The organism is Ochrobactrum sp. SFR4, assembly GCF_019730395.1.
Taxonomy (GTDB): Bacteria; Pseudomonadota; Alphaproteobacteria; order Rhizobiales; family Rhizobiaceae; genus Pseudochrobactrum.
The window spans coordinates 1-371 of the sequence record NZ_JAAPBB010000339.1; the positions used below are offsets into that span (position 1 = coordinate 1).

The following is a 371-nucleotide window of genomic DNA, read 5'->3' on the forward strand; positions in this document are numbered from 1 at the left end:
TATTGAGAACATCATTGGTAAAACTATTTTGTGTCAGGGCTTTCACAGCCATTGTTTATCTCCGTTAACGGATGCGCGGCTGATAGGCCGCCAAAGTAAAAACGTGATCAGAGAACACCTCAGCTACACTCGTAGAGATGCCCGTCGCCGACGTATTGCTCCTGACGCTCTGCAATAGTGGCTAGCCGGTTTTTCTGGAATTGCCGGAGAGAAGCAGCATGGTTTTTCTGCATGGTGGTATCAGCCGGATTTTCTGTGCGTACCTGTCCGATAATTTTGCCATTGCGGATCATCGTCAGAGAATGAGGCAGCAGACATGACCAGAAATCATCATCCGTCATTTGCTGGCTGGCGACCACGCAGATATCCCG

General features: G+C 49.3%; 1 protein-coding gene. It reads right to left on the reverse strand.

Annotated features, from left to right (window positions below; genetic code table 11):
- Positions 1 to 119: 119 nt before the first annotated feature.
- On the reverse strand, positions 120 to 371 hold a 252-nt coding region (locus HBA93_RS19265; RefSeq protein ID WP_221724370.1), incomplete at its 5' end, for a hypothetical protein.